Annotated in this window: 4 protein-coding genes; 1 reads left to right on the top strand and 3 read right to left on the bottom strand. The window is 71.4% G+C overall.

The features are described 5' to 3' along the window. Positions 1-22: 22 nt before the first annotated feature. From A5780_RS07665 to A5780_RS07655, 3 genes are read right to left on the bottom strand one after another with little or no spacing between them, the layout of a single operon-like run. Positions 23-937 carry a hypothetical protein gene (locus tag A5780_RS07665; protein ID WP_156769409.1) on the bottom strand — a complete coding sequence of 305 codons (915 nt, stop codon included), beginning with the start codon at positions 935-937 and terminating at the stop codon, positions 23-25. A gap of 36 nt (positions 938-973) precedes the next feature. Next, on the bottom strand, positions 974-3,481 hold the full coding sequence (locus A5780_RS07660; RefSeq protein ID WP_082976330.1) for a LuxR C-terminal-related transcriptional regulator: 2,508 nt from the start codon (positions 3,479-3,481) through the stop codon (positions 974-976). Positions 3,482-3,493: 12 nt separating this feature from the next. Continuing rightward, entirely contained in the window at positions 3,494-5,092 is a 1,599-nt protein-coding gene (locus tag A5780_RS07655; protein ID WP_197521690.1) for an Hsp70 family protein, read from the bottom strand. A 431-nt stretch (positions 5,093-5,523) separates the two neighbouring features. Here A5780_RS07655 and A5780_RS07650 point away from each other — a divergent pair. Then, on the top strand, positions 5,524-5,818 hold a 295-nt coding region (locus tag A5780_RS07650), incomplete at its 3' end, for an IniB N-terminal domain-containing protein (RefSeq protein WP_197521689.1).

The raw sequence follows: 5,818 nt of genomic DNA, 5'->3' as shown, positions 1-5,818 counted from the left end.
GCACCCCGGGCGGGCTGTGTGTCTACGGAGCTGTGAACGCGGTGCGCGAGATCCTGCACGGCGGCGTGGGGGCCTCCGCCCGGCCGGAAACTCCGGTCGTGGGGACCGGAGTGGCGGCGTCGTCGTGCAGCAGCAGGGCCGCCGCGATGCCACCGAGGACGAGACCGGCGGTGGCCGCGGCCGCCGCGATGAGCAGCGGGGTGCGTCGACTGCGCTTCGGCTCGGCCGGTGGCACTTCCGCCGGGGCGGCCACGGTGGCCGCGACGGTCATGGCGGCGGGTTCGGCCTCGGGCGCGGGTTCGGCGGCGGGCATCGCCGCCGAATACGCCTGAACCGTCCCGTCGGCGGCGTGGACCGCGGGCAGCACGTCGGTGACCACCAGCGCGTTCTCGGTGCCGGTCGGATCGGGCGGGGTGGTCCCGGCCGGAGTCGCGAGCACGGCTGCCAGGGCCGCGCGGGCAGCGTCGCGCGCATGACCGCGGCTGTCCTCGGAGGCCGGCAGGTCGGCGTCGCTGACCAGAACCACCGAGCGCAGCCCCAGGTAGTCGAGGGCCTCGCGCAAACCGCGCACATACTCGGCCGGCCAGTCGCCGGGATGGGTGGCGTAGAACTCGGCCGGGCCGCTCAGATGCTCGGCGGCCAGGTTGATCAGGCAGAAGATCGCCGTTGCCACCAGATCCTCGGCGCGGTAGGCCTCCCCGTCGTCGACGGTGATACCGGCGGGATCACCGACCGACCGGACGAATCCGGTGATCGAGTGGGTATGTCCGGGCGGCGCCTCACCACCGAGCGCGGTATCGCCCTCGTCGGACATGTGCAGCACCGACTCGCGCGCGATGTACAGGGATTCGGGCGTCTCGTCGGTTTCGCCACCGCTGGTGACGATCGCCGCGATGCACTCATCCTCGGCGATCCGCAGGCCCACCCCTGTGGCCATCCTCAATACCTCGCTTCGGTGTCTCGAGCGCGCCGATCACACGAGTAGCGAACCGTGTCCCATTGCGCGGAGCATCGACAATAACTCCGAGCGCGATCCGGCTCCGATTCGACGCCGGATCCGCGCGACATGATGCTCCACCGTCTTCGCGGAGATGTACAGTCGAGCGCCGATTTCCCGGTAGGTGAGGCCCAGCAGGACCAGCTCGGCCACCTCGCGCTCGCGCTCACTGAGGACCGAGGCCGCCGCCGGTTCGGGGGTCGCGGTACGCGGAGCGGCCGGAGTCCCCTCGGGCGCGGCCGTGGGCCGGGAGCCGGTGCGGACCGTGCGGGCCAGTTTCAGCAGGGCTGTCGCGGTGGCCGGATCGCCGGCGCTCAACGCCGCCTCACTGGCCAGCCGGGCCGCATCCCAGACCATGCCGATCGCGGCCAGCCGTCGCACCGCGGCCGTCACCCGATCCTCGGCGACCTCACCGCGCAGCACCAGCACCCAGGTGCGGCCCGCGTCGGCGAGAATCGCGGCATGCGGATCACCTGCCTGCGCGGCCGTTTTCAGCAGTCGAGCGGGTGGCATCAGTTCGTCCGGGCGCTCGTGGGCGATCGCGGCCTGAATCTCGTACCAGTGGAACACATTTGCCCAGGCCGGGGGATTTCCCGCACTGCGCAACACATTTCGCGCCGCCTCGACCAGCCGGGCTATCCGTTCCTGCTCGCCGAGGCGGATGGCGGCCAGCCACAGCTCACCGATCGGCAGCAGCGCGGGCAGATCGGCGTCGACCTCGTCGAAGGTCGGATAGGCGGCCTCCCAGGCGCGCAACAGGATTCCGTGGTCTCCCGCGCGGCGGGCCAGGCCGACCAGGACGCCGTGCGCGAGCAGGCGATCGCGCGGGGGCAGGGCGGTGGTGTCGACGGCCGCGACCGTCCCGGCGGCGGTCTGTTCGTCACCGCCGAGCATCGCCGTCCATGCCGTCAGCACCCGGATCTGCGGATCGTGCGGATCGGTGCCGCGCAGGGCGTCGGCGGCGCGGCGGGGTTCACCCATACTCAGGCACAGCAGCGTCGCGAGCGCGACCGGCGCGCACGGCAGCATGCGATCCTCCGACGCGGCCGTGCGGGCCAGCTGGATCAGAGCGGCCGCGGCCGACGTTGCGGCACTGCGAGATTCGCCGGTGATGCTCTGCGCCAGCGCGGTGGCGAAACGGCCGGTGCGGGCATTGGATTCCGTGGGCGGCCACTGCGCCGCCGAACCCGACACCGCTTGCGCGTCGCCGACCGCTCCGGCGAGGTGGAACACCGCCGCGGCGGTCGCCCAGTCGGCGCCGGTGCGGGCGGTGCCGAGCCAGGCGTACAGCTGCACCGCCCGGCCGATCAGTCCCCGGCGGGCATGGACGCTCGCGCTGATCCGCACGGCGGCGGCGAGATCCGCGGGTGGCGCGTCGCTGCGCGCGAGTACGGGTTCGGCCAAGCGCAAAGCGGATTCGTCGTCACCGCCGAGGGCGGCCGCGGTGGCGCGGGGGATGGCGATCCGCTGTGCGTCGTACCCGCTGGCCACGGCGGCGGTGTAGTACCGGCTCGCGTCGCTGCCCGCGTTTTCGGCTGCGGCGCGCAGGAATTCGGCCAGCCGATCGTCGCGGACCCCGGATTCGGCGAGCTGCAAGGCGGTGTGGTCGCGCAACAGCCCGGCCTCGAGGCGGGCGGTGAGCAGGCGGCGCTGAATCGAGACGAACCGGCGTTCGCCGACCAGGGTGCGCAACGGTTCGATCGCGGGACCCAGCAACAGGTCGGCATCGGTGATCAGGGCCCCGGCGCGGGCCCGGTCGACGAGTCCGACCGCCGTCGTCTCGTCGGTGCCGAGCACCTCCGCCAGCTCACTCGGATCGAGGCCGGCGCCGGTGGTGGCGACCGTCAGCACCTCGAGCAGTTGCGGTTCGGTATCGTCGAGAAGGGCTCGCGCCCAGCTGGTTACGGCCTGGTCGACGGCCTCGATGCCGCCCTCGAGCCGGGTGGCGCAGGCGGCGGTGAGCGCGGCCACCACGCCACCCGGGATGCCGCCGGTGTGCCGGTGAATGTGGTCGGCGACCGGACGCGGCACGGTCATTCCCAATTCGCGGGCGAACGGAGCGATATCGGCGGTGCCCAGCGGCCGGAGTTCGATCACCCGGCCGCGTCGCGACACCGCGTCCGCCAGCGCGCGCAGGGCGCTGTCGTGCGGTTGCGGCCGGGTCGCGACGATGATCGTGCGCGAATCCGATTCCACGGCGGCGCACAGCTTTTCCAGCTGTAGCTGGTCCAGGGTGTGGGCGTCGTCGACGACCACGGCGGCGCGGGTATCGGGCGGTGTCGTGGTCGCGCTCACATCGTCGAAGCAGCCGATACCGCTGCGCCGCAGGCGATTTCGCACCGCGGCTAGCAGCGTGGACTTCCCGGTGCCGCACCGTCCCCGAATCAGGTAGACGAGCGGATCCGGGGAGTCCGAATCCAGTTCCCGAAGAATCTCCCGCGCGCCCGGAAGGGCGCCGTATGCCACCGCGAGGTTGCCGACCACTGTCACCGATCCTCAGTTGCCTTCGTGGGGCAGCACCTTGCCCGGTGCCTGCAGCACCGTGCCGAGGGTGTTGCCTGTCTGGTCGAGACCGTCGTTCAGCGTGTTGCCCAGCGTATTTCCCAGCGAACCACCGGGAGAGCTCGGAGTGGTGGGCTGGGAGGGCACCGAGGGCGCGGACGGCGTCTGGACGGGCGTCTGCGGGGGTGCCTGCGGGGCAGGGGAATTGGGTGCCGGGGAGTTCTGTGCCGGCGTGTCCGGGGCCGCCGCGGAGGCGGGGGCCGGTGAATTCGGGGCCGGGGAGTTCGGGCCGGCGGAATTCGGTGCGGCCGTGCCCGGGGCCGGGGCACCCGCCGAGTTCTCGGCGGCCGTGCCGGCGCGGGTGGTGCCGGTGTTGTTCGCGGCCGTCACCGGGCTCCCGGCCGTCGGATGCGCGGGGTCGGTGGCACCGGCCGGGGCGACACCCGCCGAGGTCGCCGCATGAGCCGCGGACGTCGCCGCCGCGGGAGCGGGCGACGAATTCGACGGACTTCCCGCGGTGCCCAGGGCCAGGGTGCCGGTGGCCACCGCGCCCACGGCGATCGCGGCGCCGGCGATGAAGGCGACGCGGCGCCACCGGCTGGTTCCGGCCGGCGGGGCGGTATCGGCGGGCGGCGGTTCGACGACGGTCCGGTCGCCGATCGCCGGCAGGGCCGTGGTCGTGGCGTCGTCGGAAAGAGCTTGTGGCTCGGTCGAATCGAGCGCGAGATCGGGTACGGCCAGGGCCGCGGCGTGATGCTGCGCGTCGGTGTACAGGTCCGCCGCGAGCAACGTCGCTCCCCGGGCGCTGAGCGAACCGGGATCGGCGACCGGGGCGATCGGGATCGCGAACTCGCCGGAGATCAGTTCGGTGAGCAGGCCGATGGATGCGCCGCCACCGGTGAGCAGGATCCGGCCGACCTGGTCGATGCCCACTCCCGCGCGCCGCACCGCCTCGTGCACGAGGTTCAGCGAATCCGTGAGCGGTCCGCGGAACAGATCCTCCACATCGTCACGCACCAGGCGCACATCACGCGCGATACCGGCCAGACGGACCGGAACCATCGTGGCGGTCTCGGTCGAAAGCCGGTGTTTCGCATCGGCGCAACGGTTTCGCAGTATCGACAATTCGCGCTCGACAACCGGGTCGAACGGGTCGAAATCCGTTTCTCCCAATGCATTTGCCAGCACGTAGCGCATCGTCAGCAGATCGAATTCCGCGCCGGAGACCTCGGTGGAGCGAACCGGTTCGCCCAGCAACCCCGAGTGCGGGCCCGAACCCACGACCGACACCGTGGTGCCGGTGGCGCCGGAGTCGTAGATCACGACGGGGGTGTCGGGCGGGAAGGGCGTGCTCGCCTCGAGCCGACGGAGCGCGGCGAGTGGTTCCGCGACCAGTACCACCGCTTCGCCGCCTACGCGGTCGAGCGCGCGGCGCTGTGCCTCGACGATGTGTGCGGGCCACCACGCCGGTACGGTCGCGACCACGGAATCCGGATCGAAATCGGCGACGACCTGGGAGATCGTCTCGGCGACCAGATCGGCGGCAGCGACCGAAGAGCCGTCGGGCAGGAGAATATCGACCGGATCGCCCACGCGGGACAATAGATTCTCCGACAATTCGGGCGCCGATCCGAAACGGTGGCGACGAATGTGAACAGAGACATTTTCCGGGTCGGCGCTCGCGGAAGTGGAGCCGGTCGCGGCGACTGTGCGCGACGACCCGACCGTGATGCCGAGCGTCAGGCCCTGAGTCATTCGAGAACCCCTGTCGTTGGTATTTGCGGTCGTCACGAATATTTGCGGTCGTCACGATCTATCCCACTGTCGGTTGCCGGGGGGCCGCCGTTACCCCTGATCCGGAAGCTTTGGGGAAAGTCCCCTAATGCGCCGGATTCCCCTATCGGGGCCGATACGGAAATCAGGGGATTCGCCCCGTTTCGCGTAACGCCGGGGCTTCTTAGCGTGAAAGGCAATTCGACTGCTGCGGATCGACGATGGTCCGCCGATCCAGGAGACGATCTGCGATGACCCCCAACGCCATTCTCGAATTCATCCTCAACCTGTTGCGCGACCACGAGGCCGCCGTCGGTTACTGCACCAACCCGACCGAATCGCTGTGCGCGGCCGGACTCGAGGCGGTGACGCCGGAGGATATCGCCGCCGTGGCGCCGATGGTCGCCGAATCCGCCCTGGTCACGGGCGGCTCGCAGCTCGCCGCCATCGTGGCGGCCGGTGGCGGCGCGGCGGCCGGCGGTGGTCTCGGCGCGGCGGCGCTATCCTCCGGCGTCACCGCCTCGAGTCCGGCCGCGCCCCGCGCGT

This window comes from Nocardia sp. 852002-20019_SCH5090214, assembly GCF_001665865.1.
In the GTDB taxonomy this organism is placed as follows: Bacteria; Actinomycetota; Actinomycetes; order Mycobacteriales; family Mycobacteriaceae; genus Nocardia; species Nocardia nova.
The sequence above is the reverse complement of the archived record's forward strand: the minus strand, read 5'-3'. Positions and strand labels throughout refer to the sequence as shown.

Excerpts from the sequence above, each read along its gene's own strand:
- A5780_RS07665 (WP_156769409.1), bottom strand. The coding sequence starts at position 937 with ATGGCCACAGGGGTGGGCCTGCGGATCGCCGAGGATGAGTGCATCGCG.